The following is a 17749-nucleotide window of genomic DNA, read 5'->3' as shown; positions in this document are numbered from 1 at the left end:
GTGGCTCTCGTCGACCACACCAGGGCCCCCGTCGTGGGCTACACCGACCGGTTGAACTACCGGCCCGGCGAGCGCGTGTCGGTGCACGCCAGTTCCACCACACCGGACGTCGCGGTGCGCGTGCTGCGCGTGGACCACGACGGCTCCGCGCCCGTGCGGACACCCGTGGACGTCGACGTCCCGGCGCGGATCACCGTGCCGCACCAGGACTTCGCGCACGGCTCCTACGGCCTGGTGCCGCGCCCGCCGACGCTCGGCGCGGCGGTGTCGTTCGCGGTGTGGGTGTGGCCGACGGCCCGGCCGGCCGAGCGCGCCGGCCTGATGAGCCAGGGCGACGCGGAGGACGGGCCGCACGCCGAGCTGGCGCTGCGCGCGGACGGCGCGCCGGAGTTCGCGGTGCGCACCGAGCAGGGCGTGGTCCACGTCGCCGGGCCGGTGCTGCGCCCGCGCCGCTGGTACCTGGTGGTCGGCGGGTACGGCGAGGCGGGGCTGCGGCTGGAGGTCCGCCCGCGCGACCGGCTCGCCGACGAGGCGTACACCGTGGTCACCGCTCCCCCGGCGGGACCGCTCGTCCAGGGCGCCGCGCCGATGTGGTTCGCCGCGCGGTGCGCGGGCGGGCGGCGCGGCGGGTACTTCGACGGCAAGCTGGACGGCCCGACGGTGTTCGCCGACCTGCGCACCGAGCTGGACTGGCTGGCCGCCGACACGCGGTCCGCGTGGCACCTCGGCGCGCGGGCGCACTGGGAGCTGTCGCACGACATCGGCGGCGACGCGGTGCTGGAGCTGGTGGACGGGCGGCACGGCAAGCTGCACAACCAGCCGCTGCGCGCGGTCACCGGGCACGACTGGTCCGGCGACGTGCTGGACTGGCGGTACGCCGACCGCGGTTACTCGGCGGTGCACTTCCACTCCGACGACCTGGCCGACTGCGGCTGGGCGCCGGTGCTGGAGTTCACCCTGCCCGACGACCTGCCGGGCGGCTGCTACGCCGTCGAGCTGGCGTCGGAGGAGGGCGTGGACCGGTTGCCGCTGTTCGTGCGGCCGCGCGAGCGCACGGCGCGGCTGGCGTTCCTGGTGCCCACGTTGAGCTATTTGGCGTACGCGCTGGAACACGTGCACATGCCGTTCCTGCCGGAGGACCCGGCGGAGGTGGCGGCCCCGTTCGCGCGGGACAACCACCTGCACAGCCTGTACGACCGGCACCGCGACGGCAGCGGTTCGGCCACCGCGTCGCTGCGGCGGCCGTTGCTGGGCGTGCGGGACGACCACGTGTTCCGGCACGCGTCCTCGCCGCACCAGTACAGCGAGGACCTGCACCTGCTCGGCTGGCTGCGGCGGCAGGGCTTCGAGTTCGACCTGGTGACCGACCACGACCTGCACGCCGAGGGCGTGGCGGCGCTCGCCGGCTACCGGGCGGTGGTCACCGGCAGCCACCCCGAGTATTGGACGGGGCGGATGCTGGACGCCGCCGAGGCGTACCTGGGCGACGGCGGCAGGCTCGGCTACCTGGGCGGCAACGGCGCGTACTGGGTGACGTCGATCCACCCCCGCAAGCCGTGGCTGGCCGAGCTGCGGCGTGGTTACGCGGGCGTCCGCATGTGGGAGTCGGAGCCGGGCGAGCTGCACCTGGCGTCGACCGGTGAGCCGGGCGGCCTGTGGCAGGAACGCGGTCGGGCACCGCACCGGCTGTTCGGCATCGGCACCACCGCCGCCGGGCTGACCGCGGGCGCCGCGTACGAGCTGGCGGGTCCGCACCCGCTGCTGGCCGGCATCACCTCGCCGCTGGGCGGGTTCGGCGCGGTGCTCGGCGGCGCGGCGTCGTTCGAGACCGACGGCATCGACCCGCTGCTGGGCAGCCCGCCGAACATCACCCTGCTCGGCCGGGCCGTGCTCGGCGACGACTACCAGTCGGCGGACACCGGTCCGACCACGCCGCACCCGCTCGGCGACCCGCTCGACCGCAGGCGAGCGGACCTGACGTTGCTCGAAACACCTGGTGGGGGCGCGGTGTTCGCGACCGGCTCGATCGGCTGGTGCGCCGCCCTGTCCCACGACAAGGACGACAACGACGTCTCCCGCCTGACCGCGGCCGTGTTGCGGTGGTTCGGGGTGGGACCGGACACGGAGGACGATCCCGATGCCGCTGCACCCTGAAGCCAAGGCGGTGATAGCCGCGGTCCACAGCGGTCTCGTCCCTCCGGACGGCATGTCGGCCGCCGACCTGCGTGCCGCGTTCGCCGAGTCGTGGCGCGCGTCGCCGGACGCCGAGCCCGTGGACTCGGTGGTGGACCGCGTCGTGCCCGGACCGGCGGGTGACATCCCGGTGCGGGTCTACACGCCGCACGGCGACGGGCCGTTCCCGGCGCTGGTGTGGTTCCACGGCGGCGGCTGGGTGATCGGGTCGCTGGAGGAGAACGACAGCACGTGCCGGGTGCTGTGCAACGCGGTCGGCATGGTCGTCGTGTCGGTGGACTACCGGCTCGCGCCCGAGCACCGCTACCCCGCCGCGGCCGAGGACGCCTACGCCGCGTTGAAGTGGGTCGCCGACCACGGCGCGGAGATCGGCGTGGACGGCCGCATCGCGGTCGGCGGGGAGAGCGCGGGCGGCAACCTGGCGGCCGTGGTGTCGTTGATGGCCCGTGACCACGACGGCCCGCCGATCGCGTTGCAGCTGCTCGCGTCCCCGGTGACCGCGCCGCCCGGCGACCGGCCGTCCTACGTGGACTACGGCGAGGGCCACTTCCTCAGCCGGGCGGACATGGAGTGGTTCTTCAGCCAGTACCCGCGCGACCCCTCCGACCTGGACGACCCCTACCTGGCGCCGCTGGCCGCGTCGCACCTCGGCGGCCTGCCGCCCGCGCTCGTGCTGACCGCCGAGTACGACCCGCTGCGCGACGAGGGCGAGGAGTACGCGCACCGCCTGCTGGACGCGGGCGTGCAGGTCACCCTCATCCGCTACGAGGGCCAGATCCACGGCTTCTTCGCCCTGCTCACCGAGCAGCTCAGCATCTCGGCCAAGGCACACGCCCGAGCCGCCGCCGCCCTGCGCGCCGCCTTCGCGCAGGAAGTCATCCGATGACCGCCGCCGGGTCGCGGCACGACCGGGGAGGTGATCGACCACCCGGGTGATGTGCGGCGGTTTGCCGCCCGGGAACCCCCGTTGACCCGCAGCGCACCCCCACCCGCGCCGCGGGCGGTCGGTATTGCCCGGATCCGGCGAAACGCCGTAAGTTGTGCGCCTACACAGGAGGCGCGATGGACACCACGAAAGTGGCCTCGGCGGTGCGCATCGGCTCCGCCCTGGGCAGCGGTGCCGCCGTGGAGTGGGGCGAGGTGTTCGACGCGCTCCGCACGGTGATGCCCGACATGTGCGCCGTCCAGGTCACCGGCTGGGACCCGGTGTCCCGGGGTTTCGTGGTCATGGCCGAGGACGGCTACCAGCGCTCGATCAGCCACGACTTAGCCCACGGGCTGCCGCGCACCCGTTGGGGCAGCCAGCTGTTCGACTCCGCGGTGCCGCTCCTGATGGACGACATGCCGCACAACTTCCGCGATTCACCGCACTACCAGGAGCGCCTGCGCCCCGCCGGCTTCGAGTCCGGCCTCTCCGCAGCCCTCCGCACGGGTGGCCGCCAGGTGGTCGGCGTGCTGCACGCGAACGCACCGGTGCGCGGCGCGTTCGACGAGGAGACGCGCCACTTCGTCAGCCAGGTCGGCACCGCCCTGGCCCGCCGCGTGGACCCGCTGTACTGCCCCAACTTCGACGCCTGGTTCGGTCCTGAGTGGACGGCGAGCTGGCTCGCGCCCGCGCACGGCCCGGTGTCCGGCCGCGCGCCCGCGCCGTTCGCGGACGACCCCGCGTTGCGCGCGCTGGCCGACTCGTTCGCCGCGCTCGGCGTGCGCACGGTGCCGTTCCTGTGGCCCACCAAGGACGGCTGGTACCGGGTCCGGCTGCTGCGCGTGGTGGACGGTCCGCGCAGCGGTGTGGTGGCGGCGTGCGCGCCGTTCGAGAACCCGTCCGGCCTGACCGCCCGTGAACTGGACATCGCCACCGGCCTGGTCGCGGGCCTGTCGAACCAGGCGATCGCGGAGAGCCTCGTGGTGAGCCGCCGGACCGTGGAGACCTACGTGGAGCGGCTGTTGACGAAGCTCGACTGCCAGTCCCGTGGTGAGGCGGCGGGCATCGCGGCACGCGCCGGCTTCGTGCGGCCGTCGTCGGACCCGGCGGGCGTCGGCTCGCTGGCGCGGCTGACGCGGGGCGCGGACCCGTACTGGATCTGAGCAATACCCGGTGGCGATGTCCACGCCGGTCGGCCACGATCATGCTGTGACCGATCTGCCACGCCACTACGCCGACGCGCCCGCCGAACGCGAACGCCTGCTGCGCTCACCGCACGGGCGGCTGGAGTTCCTGCGCACGCGAGAGCTGGTCCGGGCGCGGCTGACCGGCGCGGTGCGCGTGCTGGACGTGGGCGGTGGCACGGGTGTGCACGCGCGGTGGCTCGCGGAGGACGGGCACGCGGTGCACCTGGTGGACGTGGTGCCCTCGCACGTGGCGGAGGCGGCGCGGCTGCCCGGCGTGACGGCCTCCGTCGGCGACGCCCGGCACCTGGCCGAGCCCGACGGTTCCGTCGACGTGGTGCTGCTCCTCGGACCGCTGTACCACCTGGTGTCCGCCGACGACCGCGCACGCGCGCTGGCCGAGGCGCGGCGGGTCCTGCGCGCGGGCGGCCTGCTCGTGGCGGCGGCCATCAGTCGGTACCTCTCCGTTCTGGAGACCGGCACGTCGGGCGTGCTGGGGCCGGACCTCCTGGGTCCCGTGGCCGGGGTCATCGCGACCGGTCGCTACGACGGCCACGTGGGCTTCACCGAGACCCACTGGCACACGGCGGGTGAACTGGCCGACGAGGTCGCGGCGGCCGGGTTCGGCGACGTGGCGGTGCACGGCGTGGAAGGACCGGCGTGGCCCGCGCTGGACGTGGCCGGGATCGACGAGTTCGACGCGCGGGTGGCGGCGGCACTGCACTGCGCGCGCCTGGTGGACCAGGACCCGTTGCTGGTCAACGCCAGCGCGCACCTGCTCGCCTTCGCCCACGCGTGACCGGTGGCCGGCGCCGGCCGGCGCGCGACGACCCCCTCCACCACCGCTCCCCCCTCGACCGGCGCGCCGCAGCCCCTCCTCGACCGGCGCACGGCCTCCCCCACCGACCGGCGCGCGGCGGCCCCCTCCACAGCCTCGCACCGCAGCCCCCTCTACCGGCCCACCGCCTCCTCCACCAGCCGCGCCGCAGCCCCCTCCTCGCCGGCTCACGGCCCCCTCCACCAGCCGCGCGGCGGTCCCCCCGCCCCCCGGGACGGCAGACGGGGTGCGACCGGGTTCCGGCCGCACCCCGCGCACTGCCCCCCTGTCAGCAGGAGTTCTTGCTGGTGATCACGTCGTTGGGCTGGTGGGTCTTGCCGTTGAAGACCGGCTTGATCCCCTTGCCGTCCTTGGTGACGGTGTAGTGCAGGTGCGGGCTTCCCTTGGCCTGCCCGGTGTCACCCACGTAGCCCAGCAGCTGACCCTGCTTCACCTTCTGGCCGTTCTTGACCTTGGGCTTGGCGGTCAGGTGGAAGTAGTAGGTCTTGTAGCCGCCACCCATGTCCATGGAGACGCCCCAGCCCTGCCTGCTCCCGTACTTCGCCTCGATCACCTTCCCCGCCGCCGCGGCGAGGACCGGCTGGCCCTTGGTCGCGCCCCCGGAACGCCAGAAGTCGCGGCTGTTCGTGTTCGGCCAGTGGCCGTTGTACGTGGTCCCTTTCCACTTCTGCCCGCACTTGAACGGCGCCTGGAACTTGGGCGCCGCCGCGATGGCGGCATCGTCCCCCAGGTCCTCGATGGCCTCGACCGCCTCGAAGTCCCCGGACGTGACCGCGGTGGGTTCACCGGCCCAGGCCGGCGACACGACCATGGCACTCGCGCCCACCACCGCGGCGGCGACCAACGCCATGCGCTTCCAGGACAACATCTTCAAATCCCTCCCTGATTCGAAAACCGCGGGCGACAGGACCGGGGACGCCCGCGGCCGGAGTCCCCGAGGTCGCGGGCGCCCGGTCCCCCCGCGAACCGCTCCCCCGGAGACGAGATCACTCTCCGGCACGCCGCCAACCCGCCGCTCCGCCTCCCGCCATGCCCGCCGACCAGCGGCGACGTGCCTCACCGAACAACTCCTGAACGGACACCGAACAGCCACTTGGCGCGCCTTGCGCACCGCTCTAGCATCGGGCCGGTTCGTGGTGGCTCAGGGGGGCGCGTGCGATACCGGTTGCTGGGTCCGGTCGAGGTTCGGCGTGGGAACGCGGTGTTGGCGGTGAGCGGGCGCAAGCGACGAACCGTCCTCGCCGCACTTTTGCTGTCACACGGGCGATTAGTGCCCTTCGATCGCATGGTGCGGCTGTTATGGGGGCAACGGCCACCCACGTCCGCACGCAACCAATTGCACAACCACATGTCCGCACTACGCGGACTCGTCCCCGGCATCCACGGCAACGGCGACGGTTACCGGATCGACGTCGGGCCCGGCGAACTGGACCTGGTCGAGTTCGACGAACGCGTCCGCTCGGCGGGCTCGGGCGACGACCGGAACGCCGTGCGGCAGTTGCGTGCCGCGCTGGATCTCTGGTCCGAACCGGTGCTCGGCGGCGTCACCGACGAGCTGCGCGACGCGGTGGTGCCCGGCCTGGTCGAACGCCGCCTGTCCGCCCAGTGCGCGTGGCTCGACGCCGAACTGCGCCTAGGTCGGCACGAGGAACTGCTGCCCGAGTTGCGGGTGCTCGCCGCGGAGCACTCGATGGACGACCGGTTCGTCCACCGGCTGGTGCTGGCGCTGCACCGGTCCGGCCGGCAGGCCGAGGCGTTGACCGCCTTCGAAGACGCGCGCCGGGTGCGGCGCGACGAGCTGGGCCTGGACGTCACGCCGGCGCTCTGGGAACTGCACCGGGCGGTGCTGGCCGCCGACCCGGGACTGGACGCGCCCGCCGTCGACCGCCACGACCCGCTGATCCGGGTCCTCGGACCGGTCGAGGTGCGCGGGCGTCGCGCGGGTGGTCCCCAGCAGCGCGCGCTGCTGGGGTTGCTGGCGGTGCACGCGGGCACCGTCGTGCCGAGCGAACGACTGGTCGAGTACCTGTGGGGCGACACCGCGCCGTCGGACGCACGCGGCACCGTGCAGGTGTACGTGTCGCGGTTGCGCAAACTGCTGCGTGACGAGCCGGACGTGGCGATCACCACCACGTCCTCGGGGTACCGGCTGGACCTGCCGCGTGAGCTGGTCGACCTGCACCTGTTCCGCGACACCGCGGCGCCGGGGCTGTGGCGGGGGCGGCCGTTCGCCGACGTGACCGGCGGGCCGGCGTTGGAGCGGCTGGTCGCCGCTCTCCAGGCCGAACACCGGACCACCTCGCTCGTGCCCGCGCAGCTCCCGCCGGACGTCGCCGACTTCGTCGGGCGCGACGTCGAGCGCGCGCAGTTGGACGCCGTGCTCGCGGAACGGGGAGCGGTGGTCGTGCTCACCGGTTCGGCGGGCGTCGGCAAGACCGCGCTGGCCGTGCGGTGGAGCCGGGAACTGGCGGACCTGTTCCCCGACGGCGCGTTGTTCGCCAACCTCCGGGGCTACAGCCGGGAGGAGCCGGAACCCGCGGTCGGCGTGCTCGGCCGGTTCCTGCGCGCGTTGGGCGTGCGTGCGGACGCCGTGCCGACGTCGGTCGAGGAGGCGTCCGCGCTGTACCGGTCGCTGCTGGCCGACAAGCGGGTGCTGGTGGTGCTGGACAACGCGCGTGACGTCACCGCCGTGCGGTCGCTGCTCCCCGGTGCGCCACGCGGCCTGGTGCTGGTCACCAGTCGCGACGACCTGGCCGGGCTGGTCGCCCGCGACGGCGCGCGGCGGATCGTCGTCAACCGCTTCACCCGCGACCACTCCGTCGAACTCTTCCGCCGCGTCCTCGGTACCGCGGCGGCCGACACGGCGTTGCTGGAGGAACTGGCCCGCCGCTGCGCGCACCTGCCGCTGGCGATCCGCGTCGCCGCCGAGCGCCTGACCGGTCGGCCTGCCGGCGAGTTGCCGGAGGACACGACGTTGGACCTGCTCGACAGCGACGACCCCGACAGCGCGGTGCGCGCGGTGTTCTCGTGGTCGTACCGGGTGCTGGAACCCGTGCCCGCGCGGGCGTTCCGCTTGCTGGGCGCGTGTCCCGGCGTGGACGTGGACATCCTCGCCGCGGCGGCACTCCTGGGTGCGCCGATCCGCGAGGCGCGTCGCGCGTTGGACGCGCTGGTGCGCGCACACCTGGTCGAAGAACATCGACCCGGCCGGTACCAGATGCACGACCTGCTGCGCTCCTACGCCGCCGAACTGGCCGGCGACGCCGACGTGCGAGGTGCCATCGACTGGTACTGCGCCACCGCGACGAAATGCGTGGACCTGGTAGACCCGCACCGCCGCCGGCTGGACCCACCGCCCGACCGGAACACCGAGCGGTACCCGGTGCCCGGCACCGCGGACGAAGCCCTGGCGTGGCTGGAAACCGAACGCGCGAACCTGGTCGCCGTGTGCCGCTACGCCGCGGCCCGCGACCTGCCCGAGGGCTGGTACCTGCCCCACACCCTCACCCGTTACTTCCTGCGGGCGAGGCACATGGACGACTGGATCACCACCGGCACCGCCGCGCTGGCGAGCGCGATCCGGCTGGCCGACCAGGTGGCCGAGGCCGAGACGCGCACCCACCTGGCCAGCGCGTACGCGAACACGGGCCGGTTGCCCGACGCCGTCGTGCACAACCAACGCGCCCTGGAACTGCACCGCTCGGTGGGCAGCACGCACGGCGAGAGCGTGGCACTGGCCAACCTGGGCACCGTCCACCACCGAATGGGCGCCTTCGCCGAAGCCGCCGAGCACTACGAGGCCGCCATGCGCCTGATCGCCACGACCGGCGACGAGCGCAACGAGTCGATCATCGTAGCCAACCTGGCCGCCGTCCAGAACCTGGTAGGCCGCCACGACGCCGCACTGGAAGCCGGCACCCGGGCCTTCGCCCTGGCGGAGAAGTCGAACGACGACGGCGCCCGAACCCACGCCGCGCGGATCATCGGCATCGCACACCGCGAACTGGGCGACGACGCAGCCGCGTTGCAGTGGCTGGAAACCGCCCTCGACGCCGCGCGAAGCGGCGGCGACGAGAGCGATGAGGGTTTGGTGCTCCAGGAGATGGCCACCATCCACAGCAGGCGAGGCGACCACCGGACCGCCGTGGCCCTGCTGGAAACCTCGGTGGCGACCGCGCGCCGCATCGACGACTTGACGATGATCGGCATCGCGCTGGTCGACCTGGGCGAGGCACTACGCGCCGGCGGCGACCACGAAACCGCCCGAGCACGCGTCGAGGAGGGCCTGGCATTCGCCCGCCGAGCCGGGGACGAACACCAAACCAGCCGCGCGGAACGCCTGCTGGCGAGCTTCGACTGAGTCGACTCGGGATGCAGGGCGGGTTGCGCGACACTCGCCGGGTGATCACGATGCAGCCCGTCGTAGAGGTCTTCGCGTCGGAAGGCTTCACCCTGTGGCCGTCGCCCGCTGCAGGTCTTACGAGACGTGACGCGGCCCTATAACGCACCAACCCGGCGGGTTGCCGGATTGTCCGAAAGATCGCGTTACATGGGGTTTGTCACGTCCCTGTTGGTCCGTTCAGTCCATTGTGGTCATGGCAATCGGATGCAACAACGCATGAAGCGCCAGATCGAAGAAGCCCGCCAGGACACCCCGAACACAAACGACCGAGTACACACAAGACTCGACGTCTGGCCACTCCCCTTCCTCGCCATCTGGGCCGTCCTGCTCCCGCTCAGCCGGCTGGCCAACCACTAGCCCGCGCACCGCCGTAGCCCTCCACTACGAGTAGGGATCCGCCTCAACGGCGACCGCCGGGGCGTTCCTCATCTCGTTCCGGCGAGACCGCTTACCTCCAGCCTCAAGAACTGGCCACTTGCGACGGTCGTGTGCACTGCGTGCCCGGTTCACCACCGGGGGCCGCTCTGGATCCGCCCGGGAGCGTGCCAAGCTTCGTCGGCGACCACGCCCACGAGTACAGCGAAGACCTGCCCGAGGTCCACCACTGAGCCACCAACGGCCGCTCCGGCCGGCACAGGGCCGTGTTGCCGGCACGGGAACCGAGAAGTGAGCGCTCGCCATCGCCGCCGCAGAATTGCCGTGTTGTACAGTTGAAGAAGTTTTCAACTCTTCAACTCCAGGAGTCCGCCGTGCCCCTCCCCCTGCACCAGGCCAAGGCGGAGTTCTTCCGGATGCTCGGGCACCCGGTGCGCATCAGGGTCCTCGAACTGCTCCAGGACGGCCCGAGGCCGGTGCGCGAACTGCTGGCCGACATCGGGATCGAGGCGTCGAGCCTGTCCGCCCAGCTCGCGGTGCTGCGCCGCTCAGGCATCGTCACGGCGACCCGCGACGGCACGACCGTGGTGTACGCACTGACCAGCGACGACGTGGCCGAACTGCTCAGCGTGACGCGGAAGGTCCTCACCGGACTGCTGGCCGGGCAGAACGAGCTGCTGGCGATGCTGCGCGACGAGGAGCGCGCGTGACGGCGTTCCTGCCCACGAAGGCGGACTGGGCGGGTGCGAGCCGACGGGACCTGCTCGCCGGTGTGACGGTGGCGATCGTGGCGCTGCCATTGGCCCTCGGGTTCGGCGTCGCCTCCGGGCTCGGTGCGGCCTCCGGCCTCGTCACGGCGGTCGTGGCGGGTGCGCTGGCCGCGGTGTTCGGCGGCTCCAGCCTCCAGGTGTCCGGACCCACCGGCGCGATGACGGTGGTCCTGGTGCCGATCGTCGCCCGTTACGGCGTGGACGGCGTGCTCACCGTCGGCCTGCTCGCCGGGGTCCTGCTGGTGCTGCTCGCGGTCGCGAGGGCGGGCCGCTACATGCGGTACGTGCCCGTGCCGGTGGTGGAGGGGTTCACGATCGGCATCGCGGCGGTGATCGCGTTGCAGCAGGTGCCCGCCGCGCTCGGGGTGTCCGCGCCGGACGAGGACCACGTGGTGCTCGCCGCCGTCGCGGCCTTCGCCGACTTCGTCGCCGCGCCGCGCTGGGAGGCCGTCGCCCTGGCGGCGGGGGTGGCCGTGGTGATGCTCGTCGGTGCCAGGTGGCGGCCGGGCGTGCCGTTCTCGCTGCCCGCCGTCGTCGTGGCGACCCTCGTGGCCCAGTGGGCGGCGCTGCCCGTGGCCCGGATCGGGGAGCTGCCCGCCTCGCTGCCCGCGCCCTCCCTGGCGTTCGTGGACCCGGACGCGCTGTGGTCGCTGCTGCCCTCGGCGGTGGCCGTGGCGGCGCTCGCCGCGCTGGAGAGCCTGCTGTCGGCCGCGGTCGCCGACGGGATGAGCGTCGGCCGGCGCCACGACCCCGACCGGGAGCTGTTCGGCCAGGGCGTGGCCAACCTGGTCGCACCGCTGTTCGGCGGTGTGCCTGCGACGGCGGCCATCGCGCGCACGGCGGTCAACGTCCGCTCCGGCGCGACCTCGCGGTTGGCCGCCCTCACCCACGCCGCGGTGCTGCTGCTGATCGTCCTGGTCGCCGCGCCGTGGGTGGCCGGGGTTCCGCTGGCGGTGCTCGCGGGCGTGCTGCTGGCCACGGCGGTCCGGATGGTCGAGGCCGGCTCGGTGCGCGCCCTGGTCCGGACCGGCCGCTCCGACGCCGCGGTGCTCGTGCTGACCGCCGTGGCGACGCTCGCGCTGGACCTGGTCACCGCCGTCATCGTCGGTCTGGTGCTGGCGGGCGTGTTCGCCCTGCGCGCGGTGTCGCGGACCGCGCGGCTGGAGGAGGTGCCGCTGGAGCCGGGCGACCACCACGAGGAGGAACGGGCGCTGCTGGCCCGGCACATCGTCGCCTACCGCCTGGACGGGCCGCTGCTGTTCGCCGCGGCCCACCGCTTCCTGTTGGAGCTGAGCGGGATCGCCCCGGTGGCGGTGGTGATCCTGCGGATGTCCCGCCTGTCCGCGGTGGACGCCACCGGCGCGCACGTGCTGCGCGACGCCGTGCGCCGGCTGGAACACCGCGGCGTCACCGTCCTGGTCTCCGGTGTGCGCGAGGAACACCGCCAGGCACTCGACGCACTGGACCTGTGCGCGTTCGACCACACGCCCGACGCCATCGACCACGCTCGCACCCTCTTGCGGCAGCGCGACCTCCTGCCCTGACGGCCTCGTGCTCAGCGGTCGCCGACCGCATGTCCGACCGCGGCGGGGACCGAGTCGCGGAAGCACACGTCCACCACACCGGCGACCGCGCCCGCCAGCACCGCGGCCACGTGCCGATCGCGCTCGTCGCCCCACTCGTCCGTGATCGTCACCCGGCCGTCGGTGACCTCCACCCGCCAGCGGTGCCGACCGCCGTAGAGGCACAGGCGGTGGCGGACCTCGGCCGCCAGCGCCTGATCGTCGCGGCTGACCACGCGCAGCATGTCCCGGCGGGTCACCACGCCGACAAGGCGCTTGCCGTCGACGACGACGGCACTGCGCACGCCCCGCTCCAACATCCGCCGCGCCACCTCTGCGACGTCGGCCTGGGGCGTGGTGTCGACCGCAGGTTCGACCATCGCGTCGCCGACGACGCACGCGGGCCGGGGCCGGTCGCACTGCTGTTCACCGTGCACCAGCCCGCGGGGGTCCACCGGGAGCCGGTCCTTCAGCGCGTCGGCCTCGGTGAGCACGCCCAGCAGGTCACCGCGCCCGTCCACCACGGGCAGCATGGTGAACCCCCGCGCGGCGAGCACGGCACCGGCGTCGCGAACCGACGTCTCCGGCGCGACGGTCACCACGTCGCGCGTCATCACCTCGCGCACCCTCATCGCGTCACCGCCGGCTCGCCTGCCGTGGCGGGCAGCACGACGACCGGGGTCGTGGCGTGCCGCACGCAGTGGGCACTGGTGCTGCCCAGCAACGCCCGCCGGAACCGGTTGCCGCCGTGCGCGGCCACCACCAGCATCGCCGCGCCACGCGCCCGCTCCTCCAACGCCTCGGCCGCAGGCCCGCGCACGCAGTGGCGGATGATCGGCGGCAACTCCGCCCGACCCACGGCCACCACGTGGAGCGCGTCCTCAATCAACGCCTCCGACCGGACACGGGCGTCCTGCTCACTCGCCAACGTCCAGTCGGTCAGCGGCTCGTAGGCATACGCGTTGACTACGTGCAGCGGCGCTCCCCGCTGCTGTGCCTCGTCCATCGCCCACCGCAACGCGCGTTCAGCCGCGGGACTCCCGTCGATACCGACGACGATCGGGGCTGTAGTGCTCATGGTCCACACCTCGTCCAAATCGATGATGATTTCCGGCTGGTCGGTCACGACGCCCACTCCTGGCCCGCGCCGTCACCGCACCCGCCCCGACCGCACCAAGGCCAACGGGCACGAGGCGTGGTGCAGCAGCGCCTGGCTGGTGGCGCCGAGCAGCATCCCGGTGAAGCCGCCCAAGCCGTGGCTGCCCACCACGAGGAGCTGGGCGGACTCGGCCGCCCTGAGCAGCGCGCGCACGGGCTGGTCACGCACGACGACCCGGTCGACCGGCACGTCCGGGTACTTCTCCTGCCAGCCGGCCAGGCGCTCGGCCAGCACGCGGCGCTCTTCGTCCTCGACCTGCGCCCAGTCCACGGTGAAGCGGGAGCCGTAGTCGCTGTCCACGAGGAAGTCGGTCCAGGCCAGCACCGCGGTCAGCGGCACGCGGCGCGCGGACGCCTGCTCGCAGGCGAACGCCACGGCCTGCTCACTGACCTCGGAACCGTCCACGCCCACCACGACGCCACCTTCGGCGGGGACCTGCTCACGGACCACCACCACCGGACACGCACCGTGCGCGGAGACGGCCACGGCGACCGACCCCACGAGCAGACCGGTGAACCCGCCCAGGCCCCGGGAACCCAGCACGACCAGTCGCGCGCGCCCGCTCTCCCCGATCAGCACGGCCGCCGGACCGCCGATCACGAGGGAGGTCACGACCTCCACCCCCGGTGCGGTGGACCGAACGACCCGCTCGGCCTCGGCGAGCCGTTTCCGGCCCGTCTCCTCGAACGCCTCCCGCACCTCGTTGCCCGTCAGCACGATCTCCGGGTAACCGCGCACCGGCGGCTGGTAGGCGTGCACGAGCCTGACCGGCACCCGGTGCCGCTCGGCCTCGGCCGCCGCCCAGCGGACGGCGCTCAGCGCCGTGGCCGATCCGTCCACACCAACCACGATCGGTTCACTCATCGGGGTTCCCCATCCGGTTCTGTCCTTAGCCGCACGCCCATCACGCCGGGCACCGTCTCGGCCAGCGCCGAGACGACCCGGGAAGTCCACTTGTCCTCCGGTGCCCGCCGCACCAGGGCCTCGCCGTCGTACACGCTCACGGGCCAACGGCCGGACCCGCCGTAGGCGTCGAGGCGCTCACGCACGTCGGCGGCGATGGAGGCGTCCGTGCGGGCCAGCGCGCGCACCAGGTCTCGACGCGTGACCACACCGACCAGCCGCGAGCCGTCCACGACCGGCACGCAGCGCACCCGGTCGACGACCATGACCTGCGCCAGCAGCTCGGCGGGCGCGTCGGGGTCCATGCCCCAGACCGGCGCGAGCATCACCTCACGTACCGGGGTGGCGGCGGACTCGTGGTCGCCGTAGCGGGCGTGCAGCAGGTCGGCCTCGGTGACGATGGCCACCAGCCTGTCGTCGTCCACGACGGGCAGGGCGGTGAAGCCGTGCGAGACCATCAACGCCGCCGCCTCGCGGATCGGGACGTCGGGCGTCACGGTGATGACCGGACTGGTCATGATGTCGCGTGCCCTCATGGCGCACCTCCTTCTCCCCTTCCGACGCTAAGCAGGCGCCGTGCCGCGGGACGCAGCCGTTGGTCCCCATCCGTCCGGGACCTAGGACCGCGTGCCAGACCAGGCTGTCGAAGCCTCGCGGAGAGCCGCGGGAGCAGCGGTGCCGTGGCGGAGCACGAGCGGGTGCGGCAGGGTCTTTCGGCTCTGTGCCCGACCATGAGGTGGTCCGGGTCGGTGTCCGGGAGTTGCGCAACAGCGACGACGACTTGGAGGTCGTGGGCGGGGCGCTCGCCCGGGTGCCGGTCACCGGTGCGGAGGTGGCCGTGCCGGAAGTGCGGTTGCCCGATGGCAACGGCATCTAGCTGTGCCGGGAGCTGCGCTCCCGGCTGCCGGAGCTGAAGTGCCTGATGCTGACCTCGTTCACCGACGACGAGGCCCTGTTCGACGCCATCATGGCCGGCGCGTCGGGGTTCGTGCGCAAGCGCATCCTGGGCCACGACCTGCAAAACGCCGTGCGCACCGTCGCCGGAGGCGGGTCATGCGAGCACGAACCCGCTCGCACGGGCGTGGCGGACCACGTTGCTGACGGCTTCGCGCACCACTGCCTCAGCGTGCTCACCGACGTGCTCCGGCACCGAGTTGTCCGTGCCCGACATCCGCACCGTCGGCGCCACGGGGACGTCCTCGGTCAGTTCCGAGATCAGGTCCAGCAGGCGTCGCCGCAGGCCGGGTGCGTCCTCGCTCGCCTGGAGGTCGAAGATGGAGGTGCGGATCTCCAGCACCGTCTCGTCCAGGCTGACCACCGCCCTCCGCACCCGTTCGCGTGCCCGGGGCTCGCGGATGGAACCGACCGCGCTGTGGAGGCTCATGCCGGTGGCGAACAGCCGCTGGATCACGTGGTCGTGCAGGTCGCGCGCGCGATGCGGTCGCGGTCCTCCAGCAGGTCCACCAGCCTGCGCGCCCGCTGGTTCTCGGCGACTCCAGCGCCACCGCGGCCTGGTCGGCGAACGACGTCAACAGCGGCACCTGCTCGGTGTTGAACCGCGCGCCTCCCTTGTCCCGGCCACCAGCAGCACGCCGGTCACGGCCGTGCCGGTGCGCAACGGCACCGCCATTCCCAGCCCCACGTGCACCGAGATGGCCGCCAGCGCGCCGCCAAGTGTCGATCAGCATCCCCGACTCCAACACCTCGTCGACGAACGGCCGGTGCCGTTGAACGGTCCGCCGACCAGAGCCTGGACTTGGTCGCCCACGCCGGCGGCGATGCTCAGCCGGCGCGGCGTCCCCTCCGCGAGCACGCCAGCGACAGCGACGCCTGCGACAGCTCCGCCGTGCGCTGACCCGATCAGCCGCAACGCCTCCTCGGCCGACGCACCGCCCAGCAGCTCGCCGTTGACCTCGGCGGTGGCCTCCAACCACCGCTCGCGCATCCGGGACTGCTCGAACAGCCGCGCGTTCTCCACCGCCACGCCGGCCGCCGCCAGCGCCGTGAGCACCACCTCGTCGTCCGGGGTGAAGTCGGCGCCATCGGTCTTCTCGGTCATGTACAGGTTGCCGAAGATTTCCTCGCGGACCCGCGTCGGCACGCCCAGGAGGCTGTGCAGGTTGGGGGGAAGCCCACCGATGCCGCGTGGTCGCGGATCGAGCCGTTGTTGCCCGTGGGTGTCCGTCGGGACAGGCCGTGGAGGGATAGCTGGGTGACGGTCAACGGGATCCTGTGGAAGTTGCGGACCGGCGCGCCGTGGCGGGACGTGCCGGAGCGTTACGGCCCGTGGCAGTCGGTCTACGACCGGTTCCGTCGGCGGCAGGCCGACGGGACCTGGGCGCGGCCGCCGGAACACGTCCGGGTGCGTGACGACGCCGTCGGTGCGGTGGAGTCGTCAGTGAGTGTGCACTCCACAGTGGTCCGGGCGCATCAGCACGCGGGTCCGTCACCGACTGGCCAGAGGCAGCCGAGCCGGCATGCCGCCCGCCTCCGACGTGACCGCCTACAAGCAGCGCAACACCATGGAGCGCTGTAGCAACCGCCTCAAACAATGGCGGGCACCGGCCACCCGCTACGACAAGACCGCCCATTCCTACCTGGCCGCCCTCACGATCGCCGGCTTGATGATCTGGCTGGCCGACGAGGCCGGTTTCTCCGGTGGATCATCTCGCTGAGGTGGACCTCTGCCAGTTCTCATGCAGCGAGGAGAACTGTTCCCCCTGAGCGATCAGCGTCTCGGGCGGGCCGTCCTCGACCACGCGCCCGGCATCGAGGACCAGGACGCGGTCTGCCATCAGGACTGTCGACAGGCGATGCGCGATCACCAGGGTGGTGCGTCTACCCAGCACGGTGGTCAAGGCTCGTTGCACCGTTTGCTCGCTCGACCGGTCCAGTCTCGACGTGGCTTCGTCCAGCACCAGCACCGCCGGGTCGGCCAGGAATACGCGAGCGAAGCCGATGAGCTGGCGGTGGCCGGCGGACAAGCGCACGCCGTGTCTGCCGACTTCGGTGTCGTAACCGCTGGGTAGCGCGGCGATGTGCTCGTGCAGGCCCACCGCCTCGGCGGCGCGCCGGATCGCCGCCGGATCGGTCACGCCCAAGCCGATGTTCTCCGCGACCGTACCGGAGAACAGGTGGTTCTCCTGGGTCACCAGGATTACCCTCGCCTGCAGGTCGGCCTCGGAGATCTCACGCAGGTCGACACCGTCCAACAGCACGGCGCCTCCGCTGGGGTCGTGGAAGCGTGCGATCAACTTGGCCACCGTGGTCTTGCCCGCGCCGGTCGCGCCGACCAGCGCCACCGTGCGACCGGGGACCAGCTCCAAGTCGAGCCGCGGCAGCACGAGCGGCCCGTTGGGGCAGTCCCGCCAAAGGCAGACGCCCAAGATCGTTGCCCGGCGGGTCCGCGTCGCGGATGACGGCCCGGCCGGGCGCGCG

The 17749-nt window shown here is 72.9% G+C and carries 15 protein-coding genes and 2 pseudogenes; 9 read left to right on the top strand and 8 right to left on the bottom strand.

Features of this window, described 5'->3' with window-relative positions:
- The 4 genes from KZQ38_RS12105 (at nt 1) to KZQ38_RS12090 (ending at nt 5101) form a co-directional block, all read left to right on the top strand.
- Entirely contained in the window at nt 1–2154 is a 2154-nt protein-coding gene (locus tag KZQ38_RS12105) for a N,N-dimethylformamidase beta subunit family domain-containing protein (RefSeq protein ID WP_219441231.1), read from the top strand.
- Entirely contained in the window at nt 2138–3079 is a 942-nt protein-coding gene (gene lipP1, locus KZQ38_RS12100) for a LipP1 family hormone-sensitive lipase (RefSeq protein ID WP_219441229.1), read from the top strand. Before KZQ38_RS12105 ends, lipP1 begins: the two co-directional genes overlap by 17 nt.
- Nucleotides 3080–3255: 176 nt before the next feature.
- Nucleotides 3256–4281: a LuxR C-terminal-related transcriptional regulator gene (locus KZQ38_RS12095; RefSeq protein WP_219441227.1), complete on the top strand. Its 1026-nt coding sequence runs from the start codon at nt 3256–3258 to the stop codon at nt 4279–4281.
- A 46-nt stretch (nt 4282–4327) separates the two neighbouring features.
- Nucleotides 4328–5101, top strand: a complete 774-nt coding sequence (locus tag KZQ38_RS12090) for a class I SAM-dependent methyltransferase (protein ID WP_219441224.1) — start codon at nt 4328–4330, stop codon at nt 5099–5101.
- 307 nt (nt 5102–5408) lie between these two features.
- Here the strand turns inward: KZQ38_RS12090 and KZQ38_RS12085 are convergent, their stop codons facing one another.
- A complete protein-coding gene (locus KZQ38_RS12085; protein WP_219441222.1) occupies nt 5409–6008 on the bottom strand; it encodes a M23 family metallopeptidase in 600 nt (199 codons plus the stop codon).
- 480 nt (nt 6009–6488) lie between these two features.
- Between KZQ38_RS12085 and KZQ38_RS12080 the strand changes: the two genes are divergently transcribed.
- The 3 genes from KZQ38_RS12080 (at nt 6489) to KZQ38_RS12070 (ending at nt 12231) form a co-directional block, all read left to right on the top strand.
- Entirely contained in the window at nt 6489–9500 is a 3012-nt protein-coding gene (locus KZQ38_RS12080) for an AfsR/SARP family transcriptional regulator (protein ID WP_219441220.1), read from the top strand.
- A 791-nt stretch (nt 9501–10291) separates the two neighbouring features.
- On the top strand, nt 10292–10627 hold the full coding sequence (locus KZQ38_RS12075; protein WP_219441218.1) for an ArsR/SmtB family transcription factor: 336 nt from the start codon (nt 10292–10294) through the stop codon (nt 10625–10627).
- On the top strand, nt 10624–12231 hold the full coding sequence (locus tag KZQ38_RS12070; protein ID WP_219441215.1) for a SulP family inorganic anion transporter: 1608 nt from the start codon (nt 10624–10626) through the stop codon (nt 12229–12231). The genes KZQ38_RS12075 and KZQ38_RS12070 overlap by 4 nt, the downstream gene beginning before the upstream one ends.
- 11 nt (nt 12232–12242) lie before the next feature.
- Here the strand turns inward: KZQ38_RS12070 and KZQ38_RS12065 are convergent, their stop codons facing one another.
- The 4 genes from KZQ38_RS12065 to KZQ38_RS12050 all read right to left on the bottom strand — a co-directional run bounded on the left by KZQ38_RS12065 (nt 12243) and on the right by KZQ38_RS12050 (nt 14847).
- Nucleotides 12243–12881, bottom strand: a complete 639-nt coding sequence (locus KZQ38_RS12065) for a CBS domain-containing protein (protein WP_257901203.1) — start codon at nt 12879–12881, stop codon at nt 12243–12245.
- Nucleotides 12878–13327, bottom strand: coding sequence for a universal stress protein (locus KZQ38_RS12060; RefSeq protein WP_219441213.1), 450 nt, complete (start codon nt 13325–13327; stop codon nt 12878–12880). Before KZQ38_RS12060 ends, KZQ38_RS12065 begins: the two co-directional genes overlap by 4 nt.
- A 72-nt stretch (nt 13328–13399) precedes the next feature.
- Nucleotides 13400–14272: a universal stress protein gene (locus KZQ38_RS12055; protein WP_219441211.1), complete on the bottom strand. Its 873-nt coding sequence runs from the start codon at nt 14270–14272 to the stop codon at nt 13400–13402.
- The gene (locus tag KZQ38_RS12050) at nt 14269–14847 is read right to left on the bottom strand and encodes a CBS domain-containing protein (RefSeq protein ID WP_219441209.1); all 579 of its coding nucleotides are present in this window, start codon (nt 14845–14847) and stop codon (nt 14269–14271) included. Before KZQ38_RS12050 ends, KZQ38_RS12055 begins: the two co-directional genes overlap by 4 nt.
- 185 nt (nt 14848–15032) lie before the next feature.
- Between KZQ38_RS12050 and KZQ38_RS12045 the strand changes: the two are divergent.
- Nucleotides 15033–15365, top strand: a pseudogene (locus KZQ38_RS12045) (response regulator); the annotation flags it as partial.
- On the opposite strand, the gene KZQ38_RS36065 reads toward KZQ38_RS12045, so the two are convergent.
- Nucleotides 15363–15695 (bottom strand): sensor histidine kinase, encoded by a 333-nt coding sequence (locus tag KZQ38_RS36065; RefSeq protein WP_257901325.1) that lies wholly within the window; start codon nt 15693–15695, stop codon nt 15363–15365. The pseudogene KZQ38_RS12045 and the gene KZQ38_RS36065 overlap by 3 nt on opposite strands.
- 297 nt (nt 15696–15992) lie before the next feature.
- Nucleotides 15993–16412, bottom strand: a complete 420-nt coding sequence (locus KZQ38_RS36060) for a GAF domain-containing protein (RefSeq protein WP_257901202.1) — start codon at nt 16410–16412, stop codon at nt 15993–15995.
- Nucleotides 16413–16424: 12 nt separating this feature from the next.
- Here KZQ38_RS36060 and KZQ38_RS12035 point away from each other — a divergent pair.
- Nucleotides 16425–16986, top strand: a pseudogene (locus KZQ38_RS12035) (transposase).
- Here the strand turns inward: KZQ38_RS12035 and KZQ38_RS12030 are convergent.
- Complete coding sequence (locus tag KZQ38_RS12030) at nt 16975–17655, bottom strand: ABC transporter ATP-binding protein (RefSeq protein ID WP_308258355.1); 681 nt, start codon at nt 17653–17655, stop codon at nt 16975–16977. The pseudogene KZQ38_RS12035 and the gene KZQ38_RS12030 overlap by 12 nt on opposite strands.
- Nucleotides 17656–17749: the final 94 nt, after the last annotated feature.

The sequence above is a fragment of the Saccharothrix obliqua genome, from assembly GCF_019375475.1.
In the GTDB taxonomy this organism is placed as follows: domain Bacteria; phylum Actinomycetota; class Actinomycetes; order Mycobacteriales; family Pseudonocardiaceae; genus Actinosynnema; species Actinosynnema obliqua.
Note: the sequence above shows the minus strand (reverse complement) of the source record. Positions and strands in the feature narration are given on the sequence as shown.

What these genes read in the sequence shown, in the direction of transcription:
- KZQ38_RS12060 (WP_219441213.1), bottom strand. Translation starts at nt 13,327, where the DNA reads ATGAGCACTACAGCCCCGATCGTCGTCGGTATCGACGGGAGTCCCGCG.
- KZQ38_RS12080 (WP_219441220.1), top strand. Translation starts at nt 6,489, where the DNA reads ATGTCCGCACTACGCGGACTCGTCCCCGGCATCCACGGCAACGGCGAC.
- KZQ38_RS12065 (WP_257901203.1), bottom strand. Translation starts at nt 12,881, where the DNA reads ATGAGGGTGCGCGAGGTGATGACGCGCGACGTGGTGACCGTCGCGCCG.
- KZQ38_RS12050 (WP_219441209.1), bottom strand. Translation starts at nt 14,847, where the DNA reads ATGAGGGCACGCGACATCATGACCAGTCCGGTCATCACCGTGACGCCC.
- KZQ38_RS12095 (WP_219441227.1), top strand. Translation starts at nt 3,256, where the DNA reads ATGGACACCACGAAAGTGGCCTCGGCGGTGCGCATCGGCTCCGCCCTG.
- KZQ38_RS12085 (WP_219441222.1), bottom strand. Translation starts at nt 6,008, where the DNA reads ATGTTGTCCTGGAAGCGCATGGCGTTGGTCGCCGCCGCGGTGGTGGGC.
- KZQ38_RS36065 (WP_257901325.1), bottom strand. Translation starts at nt 15,695, where the DNA reads ATGAGCCTCCACAGCGCGGTCGGTTCCATCCGCGAGCCCCGGGCACGC.
- lipP1 (WP_219441229.1), top strand. Translation starts at nt 2,138, where the DNA reads ATGCCGCTGCACCCTGAAGCCAAGGCGGTGATAGCCGCGGTCCACAGC.
- KZQ38_RS12055 (WP_219441211.1), bottom strand. Translation starts at nt 14,272, where the DNA reads ATGAGTGAACCGATCGTGGTTGGTGTGGACGGATCGGCCACGGCGCTG.